General features: G+C 34.0%; 19 protein-coding genes and 2 other annotated features. Of the genes, 5 read left to right on the top strand and 14 right to left on the bottom strand.

What is annotated here, in order from left to right; all coding sequences use genetic code 11:
* Positions 1-7: 7 nt before the first annotated feature.
* The 4 genes from G9F74_RS22675 to G9F74_RS22690 form a co-directional block, all read right to left on the bottom strand.
* Positions 8-940 (bottom strand): aminoglycoside phosphotransferase family protein, encoded by a 933-nt coding sequence (locus G9F74_RS22675; protein WP_000848159.1) that lies wholly within the window; start codon positions 938-940, stop codon positions 8-10.
* Between the two features lie 11 nt (positions 941-951).
* The gene (locus G9F74_RS22680) at positions 952-1,338 is read right to left on the bottom strand and encodes a VOC family protein (RefSeq protein WP_001094654.1); all 387 of its coding nucleotides are present in this window, start codon (positions 1,336-1,338) and stop codon (positions 952-954) included.
* Position 1,339: 1 nt separating this feature from the next.
* The gene (locus tag G9F74_RS22685) at positions 1,340-1,975 is read right to left on the bottom strand and encodes an HAD family hydrolase (protein ID WP_001174982.1); all 636 of its coding nucleotides are present in this window, start codon (positions 1,973-1,975) and stop codon (positions 1,340-1,342) included.
* A gap of 106 nt (positions 1,976-2,081) precedes the next feature.
* Positions 2,082-2,669, bottom strand: a complete 588-nt coding sequence (locus G9F74_RS22690; protein WP_001134417.1) for a YpjP family protein — start codon at positions 2,667-2,669, stop codon at positions 2,082-2,084.
* Positions 2,670-3,297: 628 nt separating this feature from the next.
* Here G9F74_RS22690 and G9F74_RS22695 point away from each other — a divergent pair.
* Positions 3,298-3,729, top strand: coding sequence for a GNAT family N-acetyltransferase (locus G9F74_RS22695; RefSeq protein WP_000009785.1), 432 nt, complete (start codon positions 3,298-3,300; stop codon positions 3,727-3,729).
* A 29-nt stretch (positions 3,730-3,758) separates the two neighbouring features.
* The gene (locus G9F74_RS22700) at positions 3,759-4,286 is read left to right on the top strand and encodes an HAD-IIIA family hydrolase (protein ID WP_000181774.1); all 528 of its coding nucleotides are present in this window, start codon (positions 3,759-3,761) and stop codon (positions 4,284-4,286) included.
* Between the two features lie 56 nt (positions 4,287-4,342).
* Here G9F74_RS22700 and G9F74_RS22705 read toward each other — a convergent pair whose 3' ends face one another.
* The 6 genes from G9F74_RS22705 to G9F74_RS22730 form a co-directional block, all read right to left on the bottom strand.
* Positions 4,343-4,783, bottom strand: coding sequence for a GNAT family N-acetyltransferase (locus G9F74_RS22705; protein ID WP_001223858.1), 441 nt, complete (start codon positions 4,781-4,783; stop codon positions 4,343-4,345).
* On the bottom strand, positions 4,780-5,253 hold the full coding sequence (locus G9F74_RS22710) for an SAM-dependent methyltransferase (RefSeq protein ID WP_000493241.1): 474 nt from the start codon (positions 5,251-5,253) through the stop codon (positions 4,780-4,782). Before G9F74_RS22710 ends, G9F74_RS22705 begins: the two co-directional genes overlap by 4 nt.
* An 87-nt stretch (positions 5,254-5,340) precedes the next feature.
* Positions 5,341-6,039: an aspartate/glutamate racemase family protein gene (locus tag G9F74_RS22715; RefSeq protein WP_000848586.1), complete on the bottom strand. Its 699-nt coding sequence runs from the start codon at positions 6,037-6,039 to the stop codon at positions 5,341-5,343.
* 146 nt (positions 6,040-6,185) lie between these two features.
* The gene (locus G9F74_RS22720) at positions 6,186-7,388 is read right to left on the bottom strand and encodes an iron-containing alcohol dehydrogenase (RefSeq protein WP_016108305.1); all 1,203 of its coding nucleotides are present in this window, start codon (positions 7,386-7,388) and stop codon (positions 6,186-6,188) included.
* A gap of 86 nt (positions 7,389-7,474) precedes the next feature.
* A complete protein-coding gene (locus G9F74_RS22725; RefSeq protein ID WP_000424323.1) occupies positions 7,475-8,914 on the bottom strand; it encodes a GntP family permease in 1,440 nt (479 codons plus the stop codon).
* A 203-nt stretch (positions 8,915-9,117) separates the two neighbouring features.
* Entirely contained in the window at positions 9,118-9,783 is a 666-nt protein-coding gene (locus G9F74_RS22730; protein WP_000288768.1) for an HAD family hydrolase, read from the bottom strand.
* A gap of 194 nt (positions 9,784-9,977) precedes the next feature.
* Between G9F74_RS22730 and G9F74_RS22735 the strand changes: the two genes are divergently transcribed.
* Both G9F74_RS22735 and G9F74_RS22740 read left to right on the top strand, forming a co-directional pair.
* On the top strand, positions 9,978-10,775 hold the full coding sequence (locus G9F74_RS22735; protein ID WP_000028917.1) for a lipid II flippase family protein: 798 nt from the start codon (positions 9,978-9,980) through the stop codon (positions 10,773-10,775).
* A gap of 24 nt (positions 10,776-10,799) precedes the next feature.
* The gene (locus G9F74_RS22740; protein WP_016108304.1) at positions 10,800-11,375 is read left to right on the top strand and encodes a nucleotidyltransferase family protein; all 576 of its coding nucleotides are present in this window, start codon (positions 10,800-10,802) and stop codon (positions 11,373-11,375) included.
* Positions 11,376-11,411: 36 nt separating this feature from the next.
* Here the strand turns inward: G9F74_RS22740 and G9F74_RS22745 are convergent, their stop codons facing one another.
* The 3 genes from G9F74_RS22745 to aspS all read right to left on the bottom strand — a co-directional run bounded on the left by G9F74_RS22745 (position 11,412) and on the right by aspS (position 15,537).
* On the bottom strand, positions 11,412-12,326 hold the full coding sequence (locus tag G9F74_RS22745; protein ID WP_000584213.1) for an alpha/beta fold hydrolase: 915 nt from the start codon (positions 12,324-12,326) through the stop codon (positions 11,412-11,414).
* 36 nt (positions 12,327-12,362) lie between these two features.
* Positions 12,363-13,703: a sodium-dependent transporter gene (locus tag G9F74_RS22750; protein WP_000814551.1), complete on the bottom strand. Its 1,341-nt coding sequence runs from the start codon at positions 13,701-13,703 to the stop codon at positions 12,363-12,365.
* Between the two features lie 117 nt (positions 13,704-13,820).
* Positions 13,821-14,069: a binding site (T-box leader), on the bottom strand.
* 169 nt (positions 14,070-14,238) lie between these two features.
* The gene (gene aspS, locus G9F74_RS22755) at positions 14,239-15,537 is read right to left on the bottom strand and encodes an aspartate--tRNA(Asn) ligase (RefSeq protein ID WP_000372098.1); all 1,299 of its coding nucleotides are present in this window, start codon (positions 15,535-15,537) and stop codon (positions 14,239-14,241) included.
* A 105-nt stretch (positions 15,538-15,642) separates the two neighbouring features.
* Positions 15,643-15,855, bottom strand: a binding site (T-box leader).
* A 221-nt stretch (positions 15,856-16,076) separates the two neighbouring features.
* Between aspS and G9F74_RS22760 the strand changes: the two genes are divergently transcribed.
* Positions 16,077-16,556 (top strand): hypothetical protein, encoded by a 480-nt coding sequence (locus G9F74_RS22760; RefSeq protein ID WP_016108303.1) that lies wholly within the window; start codon positions 16,077-16,079, stop codon positions 16,554-16,556.
* 108 nt (positions 16,557-16,664) lie between these two features.
* Here the strand turns inward: G9F74_RS22760 and G9F74_RS22765 are convergent, their stop codons facing one another.
* The gene (locus G9F74_RS22765) at positions 16,665-18,173 is read right to left on the bottom strand and encodes a M36 family metallopeptidase (protein ID WP_016108302.1); all 1,509 of its coding nucleotides are present in this window, start codon (positions 18,171-18,173) and stop codon (positions 16,665-16,667) included.
* Between the last annotated feature and the right edge of the window lie 131 nt (positions 18,174-18,304).

The following is an 18,304-nucleotide window of genomic DNA, read 5'->3' on the forward strand; positions in this document are numbered from 1 at the left end:
ATCTTTTCTATTTCATATCAATCTTATCTGATTGAAACCAAATCGGCTTCGATAACTCAAAGTTATTATGATCCTCTAAAACTATAGTAAGACGCTCTAACATATCATCTAACATATGCGGTGCTGCTCGTAATGTCCAGACAACTGATGAGAAAACTGTCATGCCGACGTACACCGCATATAATTTCCAGAACTCCTCTGGTATTCTCCTATTAAAGTATCCTTCTATTTGTCCGATTGAATACGGAATACTAATGTCTCTTGCAAATAGTGCAATTTTTACAAAATCATGAAGTGGGTCGCCCCAGTCATAACCATTAAAATCAACAACACCTACATATTTCCCATCCCGCACAATTATATTTTCTAAATGAAAATCATCGTGTTGAAATCGATTTGGGCGGTTTTGTACATACATTTCATTTTCATCTATAAACTTAATGATTTTATCATCATTTTTTATTTTTATTCCGCATGTTTTGTATGCCTCTAAATATTTTCGATGTTTTTTCATGGCTCTTTCATACCATGGAAGTATACCCTTAGGAGCTTCATATGTATGCATTTTTGCTAAATCTTTTCCTGCTTCTATACCAATATCATATTGTTCTTTTAGTGTATATGTAGGCAACAATTTTTTCGCATCTTCTCCTTCTATATACGAAAAAACACCGTAGCATAAACCTTCTTCTTCCAACAAACCCATTTCAATTGGCCTTTGTGCTTGCACACTACGTTTTTGCATTTCATTTAAAATTTGAAACTCTATTTTCTTTCTTTCAAACTCTTTTATATCGCCTGTCCGTAACAAATACTTTTCATCTTTAATAGTCGTAATGATATATTTTTTATCAGGTGAGAAACCTTTAGAAATTTCTTCAATATTTGCTGCATCCTTTACTATTTGTATATTGTTTTGCCGTGCTGCAATTGTCTTCATGTTTATTCCCCTTACATTTCTACATTTGGTGTATACGCTACTTCTATAATAAATCCATTCGGATCGTAAAAATCAACCGTATAGTATCCGTCCGAATAATGATTCATTTCTATCGGACCACGTATTACCTTCACTTTTGTACTAGCAAGAAAATCTGCTACTTCATCAACTATTTCTCTACGAGTAGCTTGATAACAAATATGTCTAGGCCCTAAAGTCCTTACAATTTCCCCGCCCACCTCTTTAAAATATATTTCACTTTCTCCCGTACTATATGCTACTTCATTTAACTTTCTCCATCCAATTATCGAAAACAATTTATCATAAAAAGAAATAGACTCCTCTAAATTCGCGACCCAAAATTCAATATGATGAATACCTGCTCGAAGTGTATTCATATTAAGAATGTGCCCCTTGTACGACTTGTACAATTTCCATAGGCGTATGAACCATATAATCTGGTGCATCTTTTTCTACTGTTTCAATGACATCATATCCCCAAGATACCCAAATTACGTTCACACCAGCCTTTTTACACGCTGCTACATCTCGCTGTTCATCACCGACATATAACATTTCTTGCTCTGTTATTTTTTTTGATTTTAAAAACCTTTTTATCATTTTGTCTTTACCGAACAAATTTTTAGAACAATACACTTCTTGAATATTTTCGATACCATTATTATGTAAAAACGCTCGAATATGCTCTTCTGAGTTAGAGGATATGACGGCAATCCCGTAGCCTTTTTTATGTAATTCATCTAATACATCCTTCATCCCATGGAACAAAACGAGATCTTTTATAGCTGGTTGATATAATTTATAAAACTCTAACGCTAATATCGGTAGTTTATACAGTGGTACATCGAGTTTTTTACATCTCTCGGGCATCGTTAATTTACGTAAATGCTCAATTTCTTCTTCCCTTACTGTTTTATAACCATGCTTTTCAGCTATTTGATTATAGATCGGTACAAATATATTTTGTGAATCTACTAATGTGCCATCAAAGTCAAAAACAATATATTTTTGCATTTCCATACTCCCTTTTCTTCTTTTTTCCTAAACATATGTTATTCAACAACATAGTTGTCTTACCCTTTTATCAACAAAAAAAGAACAAGATTTTCTCTTGTTCTTTTTAAGAAAGCCATTTTGGCGGTACATTCGTATTCCAATAAATATTTCCTAGTTCATGATGTCCAGAGTATCCATCATCAAAACGATGATAATGGAAATTGAAATAATAACCATCTTGCGGTGGATGATCTCTTCTTACATGAAATCGTAGTAAGTCATTTCCAGATTTCGTATCGTAAACGTGAAAAATCTTTTCATTATTTCCACCAGCGGGTTTCTGAGAAATCGATAATGATTGCAACGACTCCTCTGGAACATCATTTGCAAGCTCAGCAATTGCCTCTTCAATTTTCGGTAATATTACATCTTTAAACTCATCTTCAATTACTGGACCAATTTTAGTTCCAAACTTTTGCATCGACTGCTTCTCTGCTTCTTGCATTGCATAAGTAATAAAAGTATCGGTGGTTAACCTGTCATTCGTTTCTTCATATGTATAGGACGTACTCTCCAAATTTTGTTGCCCAGCTGTACTCGTAGGCTTGTCCGCAGCTTTGGCATTATCAAGCAATATGGAAGGAGGCGTCACTAAACCAAATGTAAATACGGTAATTAATGCGACTAAGGTTTTTCTAAACCAATTTGGCATTTATGTTCCCTCCCCTTTCACTCATTATATTTTATCCCGCATTAACGGGTAAGCAAGACCCCCACCACCTCAAAATTCAGTGAAGGCAAAAAAGTTAGGCAGGGGATCAACTGCCCGTAAAAGCCCGATTGGTGAAGGCTAATAATCAGTGGGGGATGAAGAAAACCCCCCACTGATTAAAGTTTCACTTTATATAACGGTTGTTTCTTCTATTATACAAAATGATTGTAATTTTTGCACTTTACAATTTTGTTAACGTTCACATATTTTTCACTTGAATATGAAATTGTAAGATTTCATACAATAAAATACAACAACAATAAGGAGGCGACCAAATGACTTTAGATGTCATGTATTCCGCCGCAAGCATACTCGTTTTAGTATATTTTATTTATCAATGTGTGACAGATTAGAAAAAGAGCCATTTTCGGCTCTTTTTCTATGGTAAAAATACAATCCAACCAATCCATACTATAAAAATAATCCCGGCAATTACAGCTGGTAATAAATAAAAATGAAGAAGTATAACTATTTATATATCATTATAAAATATTTATTTTCATAGCAGGAAAAAACATTTTTTAACAGAATATTAAATGTTTGATTACATTTTATTGGAGTGAATAATATGTCTTTTCAAATTCGTGAAGCGACGATAGATGATATAGATGCACTTTGTTCTTTAACGAAAGAATTAAAAGGTTCCTCTATTTCCTATGAAGATATGAACAACCGCTTGCAATTCGTACAAATGAGTCCTTTTGATTTTTTATATGTTTATGTGGAAGAAGAAACTATATTTGGATTACTCGGGTTTCGTATACGCGAAAATTTAGAAGATGTAACTCGTTATGGAGAAATTTCAATTATTAGCGTCGATTCTACAATACGGCGGAAAGGCATTGGACAAGTGTTAATGGATTATGCAGAACAATTAGCAAAGAAGCATCATTGCATTGGAACATGGCTAGTTAGTGGAACAAAAAGAGTAGAAGCACATCCTTTTTACAAAAAATTAGGTTATGAAGTAAATGGATATCGATTTGTAAAACATTTTTAAACTACTTTTTACTTGAAGGGACTATAAATATGACAAACATTAAAGCAATTTTCATTGATCGTGACGGTACAATTGGCGGCGACACTACAATACATTACCCTGGTTCTTTTACATTATTCCCCTTTACAAAAGCAGCTCTGCAAAAAATAAAAGCTCAAAATATAAAAATTTTCTCTTTCACAAATCAACCAGGTATCGCGGATGGAATAGCGACTGTAGCTGATTTTGTACAAGAATTAAAAGATTTCGGTTTTGATGATATTTACGTTTGTCCTCACAAACATGGTGATGGTTGTGAATGCCGTAAACCAAGTACAGGCATGCTTCTAAAAGCAGCGGAAAAACATGGGCTTGATTTAACACAATGTGCTGTAGTTGGTGATCGTTGGACTGATATTGTGGCAGGTGAAAAAGTGAATGCGACAACAATATTAGTACGAACAGGCGCTGGATACGATGCTTTACATACGTACCGAGACAGGTGGGCACATATTGAGCCAAACTACATTGCAGAAAACTTTGAAGATGCAACAAACTGGATATTAAATCAACTATAATACAATTTAAAAGAGACGTTTTCATTTTGAAAACGTCTCTTTTAATCTTACATTTTTTAAAATGTTAATTCATAATGGAAATAACGATTATCTCTTAAATAACCATTTTCAGCGTATAATCGCTGTGCTGATAAATTATCAATCTCTGTTTGTAATTTTACACCTTTTGCGCCATTTTCTAATGCGAATTTTTTAGCAGCTTCTAATAATTTTTTACCTGTTCCAGTTCCGCGCTTCGCGGCTTGTACAAACAGATCATTTAAAATCCATAATTCTTTCATTGAAATGGAAGAAAATGATGGATATAGTTGCGTGAATCCAATATATTCACCGTCTTCAACTGCTACGAAAATAACGGATTCTTTTCTCTCGATACGATTTTGTAAAAATACTTTTGCACCATCTAAATCGGAATCTTGTCGGTAAAACATACGATAGTTATTAAAAACTGATGCTAGTCCATCTAAATCTGCAATTGTTGCCTCATATATTCTCATTTTACTCCATTCCCCTTCCAATACTGTCTCATTATATCCGTTACCCATTTAGGCTGTAGAATTTCTTCTTTCGGCATAAATTCTTTCATTACCGGCTTTATATCCAATATAGGGGTGCCATCAATAGCATCTAATCCCTCAACAATAATTGATTTACCGTCTCTTTTTATCACTTTTACAATTGTTACACCTAAGCGATTCGGGCGATTTTTCCCGCGCTGTGCAAAAATGCCTACTTTAGGATAATCATTATTATTTCTAGGATGTCTAGCAACATATTGAATTTGTTCATCCGTTACTTTATGAAAATAAAAAACAACTTCAATATGAGAAAATTCTTCAATCCCTTGTATACTTTCCTCTGTATACAATTCAGTTAAAGTAATACAGGATCTTACTTCTCCCCATTCGTCATCTTTTATTTCCTTTCTTTCATTATGTACAAATGCGATTGGTTGAACTGAAAACATACGCATCCCCCTTAAATGTAACCACTTACATTATAAAATATTTTCTGAATGTTTTCCACATACACGAACTAAGTTTACATAATATAATTATAATCTATTTTCTAAAGCCACATTTACTGCTTCCATTGCATGTATAAAAGTTGTATCAAATATCGGAACTAATACATCTTCCTGCTTTATTAATAATCCTATTTCTGTACAACCTAAAATTATTCCCTGTGCTCCTTTTTGCACTAGCTCTTCTATGACTCTTTTATAATATTCTCTAGATTGCGATGTTATTTTTCCTAAACATAATTCTGTATAAATTATTTCATTTAATTTTTCTCTATTTTTTTCTACTGGCACTATTACTTTTATATTATTCTCTTCTATACGTGACTTATAGAAATCTTGCTCCATTGTATATTTCGTTCCAAGTAGACCAATCGTTTGAATACCTTTTCTTTTAATTTCTTTTGCAGTAGTATCAGCAATATGTAATACGGGGATGTTAATATTCTCTTTTATTTTCTCCACTACTTTATGCATTGTATTTGTGCAAATGATTATAAAATCTGCTCCTCCCTTCTGCAATGAATACGCCGCATTCCCTAATACTTCTCCTGCTCCATCCCAATCCCCGTTAGACTGGAATCGTTCAATCTCTTCAAAATCCACACTATTAATCAAACATTTTGCTGAGTGTAATCCCCCTAATCTACTTTTTATCTCTTCATTTAAAATTCGATAATATTCCGAAGTCGATTCCCAACTCATACCACCTATAAGCCCTATCGTTTTCATATATAACACACCTACCTAAACTTTTTTCTAAACTAATAACAATGTTTTATTATGTATATTATACACAATAAAACAAGACTTTAAGTTTATAATATAAAGTCTTGTTTTAACTATTTCCAAGGAAATTTTATGTGAATATTCTGAAATTAATTCCCTAATGTTTTTATAGAATCTTCATATTGATAATTAAAACATTGTCGATACAACTGTTTAATTTCATTATAAGAAGGAACTCGCGGATTATTTCCTGGGCTACCACTTTCAATTGCATCCGAGGCCATTTTTGAAATAGCATTTTCAAATTCAACCTCACCGATTCCGTATTCTTTTAAATTTGGAATACGAAGATCAAAACAAAGTTTTTTTATTTCCCTCAGCGTATAATCGGCTACTTCTTCATCACAATAGGAATACATATCTTTATTTAAACAACATCCAATTTCCGCTAGTCTTTTTGTTGCACTCACTTTTGTATATTCTAAAACTGTAGGTAATAGTATTGCATTTGATATACCATGTGGTACATGAAATAACGCCCCTACTGGTCTTGACATTGCATGAACTAATGTAACAGATGCATTTGAGAATGCAATTCCAGCTTGTAATGAAGCGATCATCATTGCTTCCCTTGCTTCCATATTACCTCCATCTTCATATACAATACGTAAATATTTCATAATACTTTCAATAGCCGAAAGAGCAAGTACATCTGTAAGTGGTTGAGAAAATTTAGAAATATATGCTTCAATTGCATGGCATAATGCATCTATACCTGTCGCTGCCGTAATATGAGGTGGTACCGAACTTGTTAATATCGGGTCAATAATCGCTACTTGCGGGGTAAAACTCGGATGCTTCATCATCATTTTTACATCTGTTTTTTTATTCGTAATTACTGCTACACTTGTTACTTCTGACCCAGTACCTGAAGTTGTTGGAATTGCAATGAGTGGTAGTGGATCATTTTCTATTTCAACATCTTTTTGGACGTAATATTCAATTGCTCCACCATTAGTATATAACACCGCTACTGCTTTCGCAGCATCAATACAACTTCCACCACCAATACCGATAATAAAATCACACTTTCCTTCTTTACAAATCGTTAACGCTTCTAATACGTGTAAATTTGTAGGCTCAGCATTCACTTTATTATATGTAATAACAGTAATCCCTTTCTTATTTAGCTGTTTTATGCACCTTTCAACATACCCTAATTTCTCCATAATTGTATCAGTAACTATAAAAGCTCTTTTCCCAAACTTCTTTGATTGTTCCCCCAGCTTTTCAATCGAATTTCTTCCATATAGTACAGACTTCGGCATACGAAACTCAGCAACTTCTTGCAAATACTCCACCCCTTCTTACCCTTATTAATGTTTAGTTTATAAAATATCAACTAAATAAACCTTTACAATTCATATAGTATCTATTTTTAATAAATTCCTGTAATAGTATAGAATGCGATAACTAAAAACACAGCAAGCGTTTTCAAAACTGTAATAGCAAATATATCTTTATATGACTGTTTATGTGTTAAACCTGTTACTGTAAGAATAGTAATAATAGCCCCGTTATGTGGTAATGTATCCATTCCTCCTGATGCCATTGATACGATACGGTGCATAACTTCTAATGGAATATCAAATTGATTGGCTGCTGCAATAAATTTATCCCCCATCGCACTTAAAACAATCCCCATTCCTCCTGATGCAGAACCTGTAATACCGGCTAAAATATTCGTCGTTACCGCTCCATTCACTAAAGGATTTGTGAACGTTGCAGAAATGCCATCTCTCATAATTGCAAAACCTGGAAGTGCTGCAATGACACCACCGAAACCAAATTCTGCTCCAGTGTTCATTGTTGCAAGTAGTGCTCCACCAATACTTGTATTCAGTCCAGCTTGAAATCCTGTTACTACCCGTCTCCAGTATAATAAAAGAGTTGTTAAAATTCCTATTATAAGTGCCAATTCTACAGACCATATTCCAACTACCGCACTCAATTCTACTTTTCCAAATGCTTTCATACCAATTGCTGAAAAGTCAAAACCGTTCGGATACCACTTCGGTATCATAATAGTAAACACTTTATTCATTACACCTACTAAAATAAGTGGTATAAAAGCAATAAGTTGTTGTGCCCTCGTAATTTCTAAACTATTTAACAGCGGTATTTCTTTCTGCTCTAATTCCAAAGATGCTGCCATTTCAGTATTACCATCGTTAAAACCAAAATATCCTTCACCTGCCGCTTTTGCCTTCTTACGCCTACTCTCTAAATATAATAAACCTAACGTGAGTACAAAAATTGCCCCTACAATACCAAGTATCGGTGCAGCATAAATATCCGTTTTAAAAAATGTTGTAGGTATTACATTTTGAATTTGTGGTGATCCAGGGAGCGCATCCATTGTAAATGTTACTGCTCCAAGGACAATTGTTCCAGGTATTAAGCGTTTTGGAATATTAGCTTGTCGAAAAAGCTTAGCTGCAAACGGAAATATAGCAAATACCACTACATATACACTAACACCACTATATGTTAAAATAGCACCCATTAAAACAATCGCTAAAATTGTACGTTTTTCTCCAACCAACTCTACAATCGTCTTTGCAATAGAATCAGCAATTCCTGACATTTCTACTACTTTCCCAAAAATTGCTCCAAGTAAAAACACCGGGAAATATAGTTTAATAAACCCTACCATTTTCTCCATAAAAATATTAGAAAAGAAAGGTAATACAAAACTAGGTTCTGTCAAAAATACCGCAAATAATGCAAAAATTGGTGCAAATAAAATAACAGAAAACCCTCTATAGGCTACAAACATAAGTAAGCTAAGTGCTAATAATATAATAACTAGCTCCAATTATACCTCTCCTTTAAACTGAAAATTCAATCTTTTTTGATAAACTTCTACTAATCTTTCATTTCTGACATCCCTCCTCTAATTCATACAAATTTTTCATACTAAAATGTCTAATTATACATATTCGATTACATATGAAAAATCCCTTTAAACAAAAACGATTTCATCGTCATACGTTATAAAGGGATTGTTAGTCTCTATTTTTATTTTTTTATTAAACTATTTTCTATACAAAAATGGTGTAGTTCTTCTATATCCTTCGCTATATGGGTCGAACTAACTTCAATCAACTCATTTTCACTACCATAGCCATATAAAACGCCAATTGAAGCAATTCCATTATGATTTGCACCTATTATATCGTGCTTTCTATCTCCAATCATAACAACTTCCTCTTTATTAAGTCCTTCATTCTGAAGTAAAATATGTGCAATTATTTCTTCTTTTTTTATTCTTGTTCCATTTAAATTACTTCCAATGATATCTTCAAAATAATTCGTTAGTTGAAAATGCTCTATTACTTGTCTAGCAAAGATAGTAGGCTTTGAAGTAGCTATAAATAAACGATTTCCGTTATCTTTTAATTGTTTTAGGAGATTTGGAATACCCTCGTATACACTATTCTCCAACAACCCACGTTGCTTTAAATATTCCCTGAAATAAAAAACAGCTCGTTCAACTTCTCCTTCATTCATATTATATCTCTCTACGAATGATTGCTGAATAGGAGGACCAATAAATGAATCTAACTCACTTACATGTAATTCTTCAATTCCAACCTTTTCTAACGCGTACAAAACTGAATTTACAATCCCCTTTTTAGGATCCGTTACTGTTCCATCTAAATCAAATAAAAATGTTGTATACATATTTAATCCCCCACTCATCCTACTTTACATGTAATACTAAAGGTTTTTTTACTACTCTACCTCTACTATACTACCATTATTTGTTTTTTCAAAAAAATCACTTTTTCTATGTTACATAGTTTCGGTTACATTAGACGGATAGATATGATAAAGTAAGAAAGTTACAATTAATTCAATAGAAACTGGTGAAACAAATGTCAATTACGTTAATTTTTATAATGGCTTTCACAATTGTCATCCACGCAGTCGAAACTAGTTCTTATAGTATTCGATTAGCTGGTGTTCGTTTAAAAAAGATTGTCGTTGCCTTATCTGTCGTAGGAATGGTATTACTTATTTCAAGAACTTCAAATTTACTACAAGCCTTTTTAATTGGCGGGATTGTCGATGAAGCAAAACGAGATGCTTCTATTAATTTAGAGCATACTATACGACTTGTACTATTATCTGCTTCCATAGGTACATTACTTGCGATTATTCTTTATCCAACTTTGACAAAACTATTTGGATATGTCATTCAAAACTTTGAAACAGATGGTTCTTTCATTCGAATGATGAAAACAAATAACATTCAAAAATTAAAGTACACAAAAAAATATGTGCGCTTTCCAAGATTTGAAATGATTCATAGATTGCGTATCGGTGGTATTCCAAAGCGTATTATGCTTATTAACATGTTTGCTACTGCAATTTATACAGCAGGTGTTCTTTCTGCCCTTTATGCTTCTTTTCTAAATCCAGATTACGCAACAAATGCAAGTACAGCTTCTGGCCTTGTGAATGGTTTTGCTACTATTTTATTAACAGTATTGCTCGATCCACGCATTGCTCTATTAACAGAGCGTGCTTTACAATCAGAAAATGGTGCTGAATCTATGAGTAAAATGTATGGTTGGTTAATGATATCTAGACTTCTCGGTACTTTACTCGCACAACTGTTGTTCGTACCAGGTGCTTACTGGATTTTATGGATTATTGAACTGATGCATTAATTTACTAGGAAGGTGAATTTATCAATGAAGATACAAACAGAACAAGATGTAATTCGCTTAATAGAAAACGACAAATGGATGATGAACGTATTACACATAGCAAAATCACTAGAGCTACCTGATTGGTGGATTTGCGCCGGTTTTGTTCGTTCTAAACTTTGGGATACTTTGCATAACTACGAAGTAAGAACTGCTACACCGGACGTTGATGTCATCTATTTTGATCCATTACATAAAGACGAGACATATGAACAATCCGTAGTGAAAACACTAACAAATATGGATGCTTCTATACCTTGGTCGGTTAAAAATCAAGCTCGTATGCATGTGGTGAACAACATGCCACCATATTCTTCTTCTGTTGATGCTATTTCTAAATTCCCTGAAACAGCAACGGCTTTAGGGGTTACATTAGACGAAAAAAACAATGTTATATTAACAGCTCCGTGCGGTATTGAAGATGTTCTTTCATTACAAGTGAGACCAACAGCTCATTTTCTCGAATCAAAAGGACGTATACATATGTACAAAAACAGAGTTATTAAAAAGAATTGGCAAAGTAAATGGCCTAACATAACAATCACATATCCAGAAATTTAGAATGGGTGCTTCTCATTAATAGAAGCACCCTTTTCTTCATTTCAAAAAATACATGACTGTTTCTGCGAATCTATCTGCTTCCTCATAATGAGGTGAATGACCGCTCTCTTCAAATGCAATATACTTGCCGTTTCGAGCATCTTTATTAAATATTTCAATTTGTTTTTCACACGTTACTACATCATGTTTTCCTACAAGTAATAACATTGGATTTTGTACATCTTTTATTTTGGATAATAATGATGTATGACATGCGCCTTCTAATTTTAATCTATCAAAATGAATCTTGGAGCGTTTTGAAAATATTTCCCACTCTTGATCACTGTATAAACTCTCATCTGTCCTATCTTCCTTATTATTGTAAATCTCCATTCTTTTTTCTTCTAATTCATCGCTTAATCTTATATAAGCTTCAAGCAACTCTTCGGAACTAGCATTGCTAGATGAATAAGCGATGGACTCTTCTGCTATTTCTTCTTTTCCATACTTTTTTAATAAATCCCCTGTCTTTTGTAACAAAGCTCTACTTGTTAATGCAAAATCGAAAGTTGGTCCTTCAAATATTATTTTCTCTATTGAACTTGGATATATCGATGCATATAACAATGCTACATATCCACCGAAAGAATGTCCAATTACAGACCACTTCTCAATTTGCAATACTTTTTTTAGTTCTTCACAATCTTCAATCAAATCATTTAATCCAAAAGCTTCGTCCTCAAGAATTTCTTCTGAGCGACAAACACCTCTTTGATCTATCATAATTACATATAAAGAATCTTTTAAACGTTCCGCTTGATGAAATGAAAAATCATAACAGCTCTCTCCCGGACCGCCGTGCAAGTATAATACAGGCTTACTTTTAGGGTTTCCATGTGCTTCAACATATAACTTCTTCCCTCTAATGTCCATGTATTTCCCTGCTTCTATCAAATTCGCCTTTATAATCATCACCTTCTTTTTTACTGAATATTATAACATTTTATGTTAAATAATTCCTATTACATTTAAAAAGACGATGATTATGGCAATTGGTGCTACAAACCGAAGTAAAAATGCCCAACAAGTAAATACTTTCTTTCCGTAATTTCCACCTACAAAAAATTCTGCTTCTAGCACCTTCTTTTCCATTTTGAATGATACGAAAATACTAATAAATAGCGCTCCTAGTGGCATTAATATATTACTAGATAAAAAGTCTACCGCATCAAAAATATTCTTTCCAAAAATCGTAATATCACTCCATACTCCAAATGATAACGCAGATGGTATACCTACTAAGAAAATACAGAAACCAATGATCCATGATAGTTTCGTTCTTCTTTCTTGTTCACCATTTGCTAATGCTGAAACAACCGTCTCTAGTAGAGAAAACGCCGATGTTAATGTGGCAAATGTAAATAGCGCAAGAAATACCGTTAAGAACAATCCGCCAAATGGAATTTGACTAAATACAGATGGTAATACGATAAATAGCAATCCAGGCCCTTCCGTCGGCTCCATTCCTAATGAAAATACTGCTGGAAAAATTGCAAGACCTGCAAATAAAGAAACAAATAAATTCAATCCAACAATTGTTATTGCTGATTTTGGTAAACTTTCTTTTTTATTTAAATAGGAACTATACGTAACCATGATTGATATTCCGATACTAATCGCAAAGAACGATTGGCCCATTGCGAACAAAATACTTTCTGAAGTAATCTTTGAGAAATCTGGTTGTAAGAAAAACTTCACACCTTGCATTGCATTATCCAATGTTAATGAACGAATAATAAGGGCGACAAATAAAACGAACAATGCTGGTAACATATATTTACTTGCTTTTTCAATTCCGTTTTGTACACCTTTTGATACAACCCATATCGTAATGAACATAAAAGCGAAATGTCCAGTAATAGCCCAAGCGGGATTTCCAATTGTTTCAGTAAATAATGCACCGTAATTTTGTCCCGGAGTAATAAGTTGTCCAGTTACTCCTCTAAATAAATAAATCAATACCCATCCACCTACAACACTATAAAACGAAAGTAATATAAAACACGTTCCAACGCCAAGGCGTCCAATCCAGTGCCACCCTGTATTTGGTGCAATACTTTTAAATGCGCCAACTGCTTGTTTCTGTGTACTGCGTCCAATCATAAATTCAGCTATTAATAGTGGTAGTCCAATTAACACAGTAAATAATATAAAAATTAAAAAGAATGCTCCTCCCCCGCTCTTCCCAGCGATATAAGGAAACTTCCATATTGCGCCTAATCCAATTGCTGATCCTGCTGCAGCCATTATAAATCCTAATTTCGAAGTCCATTGCTCTGTCTGTTTCATCTTATTTTCCTCCTAATTAAATCTTTTTATACAAATAATTAAATTTTACATACCTATCCGAATAAACCCTCCATTTCTTTTTCTATAAAATAAAAAATGGCTCAGCATCTCTTTATATAAAGAGACGCTAAGCCATTTACTTAACGCGGTACCACCCTTATTGATTCCATTATGAATCCACCTTAGTAGTAATCGTTTGATTACAAACCTAATATCGAAGGTTAACCGTTAAGATTTACTAAGAATGTGATTCCGTTCCACCTTACTGCTCCTAGGCGAGTTCAGGATGTCATTTGACTATGTCGCACCAACCCATAGCTCTCTGCACAAATACATGACCTTACTACTCCTATTCAACACATTTTAATATTTAGAATATATTTTCTTTTGAAATTAATATGAAGTATATCGGTTATATTTATAACTGTCAAGGTATATATTAATTTTTTTGTCGAAAAGGTTTTTTATAAACTTTCAATGTAAAAATAAAAGAACATTAAAAAAGAACCTTCGCGATAATCGCGAAGGTTCTTTTTTATGGTGTAAGACGTGTACAATCTCTCGGAAAAGCACTCGCCTCTCGTACGTTCGTTAATTCTAAAAGTTTATATACAATCCTTTCTAGCCCAATGCCGAAACCGCCATGCGGTGGACAACCGTATCGGAATGTATTTAAATAAGATTGAAATTTCTCTAGGTGTAATCCTTTTTCTTTAAAAGATGCGAGTAATAGATCATAATTATGAATACGCTGTGCACCTGACGTAATCTCTAATCCTTTATACAATAAGTCAAAAGAATCAGTAATAGTTGGATTCTCTTTATTCGGCATCGTATACATCGGTCTCGCTTCTTTCGGATAATGTGTAATGAAAACAAATTCACTATTATATGTTTCTTTCACATATTTCCCTAGTAACTTTTCACCTTCTGTATCTAAATCTCCAATCGGTGATTCTTTTCGATACTTACTTTTCAAAATCTCTTGTGCTTCTGATAATGTAATTTTCGGTATTTCAGTAATGACAGGTACTTCTATTTGTAATTGTTGTAGTTCTTTCTCACATGTTTCTCCTACTTGCTGAAACATATGTCGTAAAACATCCGTTTCTAATTGCATCACTTCATGAAAATCATCGATAAATCCAAGCTCTACGTCTAACGATATATATTCATTCAAATGACGGGAAGAGTTGTGATGTTCCGCTCTGTAAACAGGTGCAATTTCAAAAACACGTTCCAATCCTCCCGCTACCATCATTTGTTTATAAAACTGTGGTGATTGAGCTAAATAAGCTTCTTTTTGGAAATATGGAAGCTTAAAAACATTCGCTCCTCCTTCTGCCCCTTGCGAAACAATTTTCGGCGTAAATATACGTATGAAATCGTTCTCTGTTAAATAGTCACTAAAACTTTGAGCGAGTGTAGCTTTCACTTTAAATATCGCCGCGGTTCGCTCATGTCTTAACGATAATACTCGTTCATTCAATAGTTGATCTAAACCAACTTGTAATTTCTTTTTATTTAATTCAAATGGAAGTTGTTCTGCACCATTTAATACTTTCACTTCATGAGCAAGTACTTCAACCCCTAATTCTGTTTTCGAAGTCTCTACAATTTCACCAACTATTTGAACGACACTTTCTACATCAACTTTGTATCCAGCTAACTCGTTTTCTAATACACATTGAATAACTGCCGTTCGGTCCCGTAATAATAAAAAACTCACATTACCTAGATGACGGATCTTTTTTACCCACCCTTGTAAGAGTACCACTTTTCCAACATGCTCCGTACACGCTTGAGCGAGTGAACGCGTCATTATTTGATCCATTATATTTCCCTCCAATAGTTTTCATTTTATTTACGTTATTGTTGTCATCATCGTCATCCACGTTCACTCACCTCCTTTCAAAGAATACAAAAATCCGCCCCTAGAAATAGGGACGGATTTTTTCCGCGGTACCACCCAAATTGTCACAATGACCATCTTAGCCCTGATAACGGTAGGTACCGTTTGCTTTTACTAATAATCACGTTCAAAGCAACACTCACAGGTGTCTTTCCATCATGCGGTATCGCAATCTTCCCAGCAACCGATTGCTCTCTGTAGACCTTTGCATCATGTACTTTTCCTGATCATCACTTTTTATATTTACAGAGTATTCTATCTCTTTATTTTATAAAACGCAAGCCTTTTTATTTAAGATTCTTCATCTACCGTTATATATGCGTATTTTTCATGTTCTATTATTATTTTCCCATTTAGATTTACACTAGTCTTTTTCACGCTCTATATACATTTCCATTTTATTACATAATTTACATGTTTCCCACGCATATTAATAGCAAAATTGTAGCGGAGGTGTACATATGAAAAAAGCAATTAGTTTCTTTCTCCTTTTGTTATGCCTAATTGTAGTAAATGAAACGTACGCATATTCACCAAAATCTTTACCAATCTCTCAACATTCTAATCAATGGCAAGTGAATATTGATGAAGTGAAAAAAACGAGTAAAAAATTGTTGCAACCTAAAAAAGGTGTATTTCAAACATATTATTTCTCTGTAAAAAATCTCGGAAAAAGCGAAGTGTATAACGTACAAGTTGAAGTCTTCCGCAACGAGCCAAATACAAAAACGAAATATGAACTCCTTTCCCTAAAGGAAAGTCGTTTAGCAAGCAACAAAACTGGATTTGAACATGCTAACTTACCTATTTCTACAAAAACAGATGAGGTTGACGTGATTATTACGTGGCAAGAACACCCTTTCCGCTCGATGCGAAACGGTCAAAAAGTTGAGTCTAGAAAATTTAAAGAGCATTTTGTTTTTAAAGAATCTAAAAAGTAAATGAGGCTGCGGATGTATTCACATTATCATTGATATTAATTTATTTACTAGTACCAGTTCTTATGTAAATTAAAAAGTCGTGGCTTATAAACGCCACGACTTTTTATATTAATTCGTACTAATTCCTCTTGCTGCCCAAATACGATCGATATCAGCAGCATGTTGTCCGCCATATAGAAGAGCATCCGCTTGCTTAATTGCTTTTGCTCCATCACGGAATTTAGCATTTGGCGTTAATGACCAATGTGATTGTAAAATAATTTTTGTTGCTACATCACGGCCAAAAGCTTGTGCCATTTCGTATTGTCCTTGAGCCCAAATTTCCCCATCATCATGTACTTCATTCGTAATATCTTTCGGATATACTTTATTCGTATCTAATCGGCGTAAGCATGTTGGATCCGAACTAGAATAAGCTGTCGCATCCCATTCTCCAACACATGCTTTTCCGTACCCTGTAGTCGACACTGCATCTTCATAAGTAGCACCTAAGAAATCACCAAATCCTTCTCCCATTGCTCCACCTTCTGGTGAGCTACCGAATCCAGGCACTTGATTGTCTTGAATTGAATGGCCGTATTCATGCGCGATAATACCAGCATCTTCTGCATCATCAACTCCGCCAGTACCGAAAGTTAAAGCTTTCGTTGATGGAGAATAGAATGAGTTATCATCCGTTGTACCATTAACATTTACTTTAATCGAACGATTATTAATATTTTTAAAGCCTAGTCCTTGAATATAGCGCTGCAATGTATCGATATGATAATACGACATAACATCTTCAAAGCTATCATTTGCACGTGTATAGTTAAATTGTAAGTTTGTAGATTTCGTCATCGCTTTTGAAGAAATCGTTACATACTCTCCAATTAAAAATCCTGTTCCATCTAAACCTTTTAACGTAACAGTCTTCAATTGGTTCGTTAGAGCTGTTGAATCTGCATCATTATTATCTTTTAATCCTACTTTACTACCGCTAGATACGACCGGGTTAGGTAAAAATACTTTTCCTGACCCTTCAGCTTTTCGGTTTATATCAACCTTTTTAATTAACTTTCCATTTTCTGCATCAATGAATGTTTCCCATGCACCGAATGGATTATTAGAATGGACTACCACTTTATATACTGGAAGAGCGACACCTTCTTCTACAATATATCCGAATTCTTTTTCTGTAGGAGCCCATAAGTTTTGCTCACTCGCTTCTCCAACATACGCTATTGATTTTTGTATTGCATCTTTTTCACTAATTTTTGTCGTTACTTCTTTCACACCTGTAACAGGTTGATAATCAGAAACAGCAAGTACTCCTTTTCCCTCTCCGTTAAGAGTAACCGTAATTTGTTTTGAAAATACAGGCGCGCCATTTACTACTTGTTGGAACCTAACATATGAAGCTACTGACGTTTCTGTTGTAGAAATATATTGCAAGTCTGAAAGATCGGGCTTTAATCCATACTGATTGGCATTCCCTTTTAAATATTCAACTGCTTTTTTCTGTGGTGAATAAGCTTCTACCTTTACTTGCTTCTTTTCCAATGCGGAAACTGTAGAAATCGTCCCCATTACTAATGGTACAGTCATTGCCATTGCCACCATTTTTTTGTTTAACATAAAACCACTCCCCCTAATAAATTGAAACCTTTACCCCATTCCTATAAGGCTATTACTGTCGACAAGTAACGAAATAAAGTGAATCTACGAGTAATTCTATACGAGCAATTCTATTACCTTTACATTTGGGG

This window comes from Bacillus sp. EKM202B, from assembly GCF_011066025.1.
In the GTDB taxonomy this organism is placed as follows: Bacteria; Bacillota; Bacilli; order Bacillales; family Bacillaceae_G; genus Bacillus_A; species Bacillus_A toyonensis.

Excerpts from the sequence above, each read along its gene's own strand:
- G9F74_RS22730 (WP_000288768.1), bottom strand. The coding sequence starts at position 9,783 with ATGTATACAACATTTTTATTTGATTTAGATGGAACAGTAACGGATCCT.
- G9F74_RS22750 (WP_000814551.1), bottom strand. The coding sequence starts at position 13,703 with ATGAAACAGACAGAGCAATGGACTTCGAAATTAGGATTTATAATGGCT.
- G9F74_RS22765 (WP_016108302.1), bottom strand. The coding sequence starts at position 18,173 with ATGTTAAACAAAAAAATGGTGGCAATGGCAATGACTGTACCATTAGTA.
- G9F74_RS22745 (WP_000584213.1), bottom strand. The coding sequence starts at position 12,326 with ATGATTATAAAGGCGAATTTGATAGAAGCAGGGAAATACATGGACATT.
- G9F74_RS22740 (WP_016108304.1), top strand. The coding sequence starts at position 10,800 with ATGAAGATACAAACAGAACAAGATGTAATTCGCTTAATAGAAAACGAC.
- G9F74_RS22685 (WP_001174982.1), bottom strand. The coding sequence starts at position 1,975 with ATGCAAAAATATATTGTTTTTGACTTTGATGGCACATTAGTAGATTCA.
- G9F74_RS22695 (WP_000009785.1), top strand. The coding sequence starts at position 3,298 with ATGTCTTTTCAAATTCGTGAAGCGACGATAGATGATATAGATGCACTT.
- G9F74_RS22735 (WP_000028917.1), top strand. The coding sequence starts at position 9,978 with ATGTCAATTACGTTAATTTTTATAATGGCTTTCACAATTGTCATCCAC.
- G9F74_RS22760 (WP_016108303.1), top strand. The coding sequence starts at position 16,077 with ATGAAAAAAGCAATTAGTTTCTTTCTCCTTTTGTTATGCCTAATTGTA.
- G9F74_RS22710 (WP_000493241.1), bottom strand. The coding sequence starts at position 5,253 with ATGTTTTCAGTTCAACCAATCGCATTTGTACATAATGAAAGAAAGGAA.
- G9F74_RS22680 (WP_001094654.1), bottom strand. The coding sequence starts at position 1,338 with ATGAATACACTTCGAGCAGGTATTCATCATATTGAATTTTGGGTCGCG.
- G9F74_RS22700 (WP_000181774.1), top strand. The coding sequence starts at position 3,759 with ATGACAAACATTAAAGCAATTTTCATTGATCGTGACGGTACAATTGGC.
- G9F74_RS22690 (WP_001134417.1), bottom strand. The coding sequence starts at position 2,669 with ATGCCAAATTGGTTTAGAAAAACCTTAGTCGCATTAATTACCGTATTT.
- G9F74_RS22675 (WP_000848159.1), bottom strand. The coding sequence starts at position 940 with ATGAAGACAATTGCAGCACGGCAAAACAATATACAAATAGTAAAGGAT.
- G9F74_RS22715 (WP_000848586.1), bottom strand. The coding sequence starts at position 6,039 with ATGAAAACGATAGGGCTTATAGGTGGTATGAGTTGGGAATCGACTTCG.
- aspS (WP_000372098.1), bottom strand. The coding sequence starts at position 15,537 with ATGGATCAAATAATGACGCGTTCACTCGCTCAAGCGTGTACGGAGCAT.
- G9F74_RS22705 (WP_001223858.1), bottom strand. The coding sequence starts at position 4,783 with ATGAGAATATATGAGGCAACAATTGCAGATTTAGATGGACTAGCATCA.